This window comes from Pseudomonas fluvialis (assembly GCF_002234375.1).
Classification (GTDB): domain Bacteria; phylum Pseudomonadota; class Gammaproteobacteria; order Pseudomonadales; family Pseudomonadaceae; genus Aquipseudomonas; species Aquipseudomonas fluvialis.
Map to the genome: position 1 here is coordinate 1 of NZ_NMQV01000057.1, position 1105 is coordinate 1105.

1 protein-coding gene is annotated in these 1105 nt (G+C 54.8%); it reads right to left on the reverse strand.

Annotated features, from left to right (window positions below; translation table 11 throughout):
* The coding region (locus CFY91_RS15610; RefSeq protein WP_243392524.1) for an Ig-like domain-containing protein at positions 1-1105 on the reverse strand (1105 nt) is incomplete at both ends.

Consider the following 1105-nt stretch of genomic DNA (forward strand, 5'->3'; position numbering starts at 1 on the left):
GTTGCAGTAGCAAAACCGCCGAGACCATCGCTAACGGTATAGGTAAAGGTTGCCACGCCGTTGTAGTTGGCCTCAGGGACGAACACGGCGTTACCGTCAACCAATGTGACAGTGCCATGGGTCGCATCTTGCACACTGACAATACTGATCGGGTTGCCATCGGGATCACTGTCATTGCCTAGCAGAACTGCAGGGCTGATTGTTAGCGATTGATCTTCGTTGGTTACCAGCGCTGGGTTCTCATGCTGTAACGAGCTGCCACCCACGACGCTGTAGCTACCGCCTTGGGGGCGCAGTTCAACGGTCAGCTGAGCATTGCCATCCTGATCCCAATAGACAATTTCGAACTGCTGAGCGCCGCCTTCTGGCACCGTGAATACCACGGATTCACGTGCTGTTGGCCCCTGGTTACCGTTGTACTCTGCAACTGTTTGGCCATTGATGCGGATACTGAAGCCGTCATCCGCTGTTACGCGGAATTGGTAGTTACCAGCGGCCAGATTAATCAACCCGCTAAGCTTGAGAATGGCATCAGAGGTATTTGCTGGGTCGCTCGAAAGGCTTGAGGCATCACCACCCAGGAAGGTCTGTAGGTTCGTGCCATTGCCCAAACCGCCATTACCAATAGGGCCATAGTTCAAGCTTGTGGCGGTGAAGGTTGCCGTGGGATCCCGGCCATTGATAAAGGTTTCTACCTGATTGAGGTTGGTCAGATTGGCACCGTTAACCCCTTCGCTATAGCCAAAGTACTGGCCAACCAGCCCGGAAACCAGGTAGCTGTCATTGGTAGCGATTGGATCGCTGTTGAGGCTCAAACTACCCGCGCTGCCTGCGTTGCCAGCCAGATCGGTATAGCTACCTGCAGGTAGGCTGACGTTCGGTGAGCCACCACCCGTTGAAGTGAAGGTAGCTGTCCAGACCGCTGGGTTACTTGCCGATTGCACCAGATTGCTGATCGTACCGCCCGTTGAAACGATGTCGCTTGCGGTAAAGCCACTGACCGACTCGCTGAATGTAAAGGTCAGCGTTGTGGCTTCCCCGATTGACAGGTTGCTGTCTGTGGTGCTGATGACAACGGTTGGACCGGTGGTGTCGACGGTGGCGT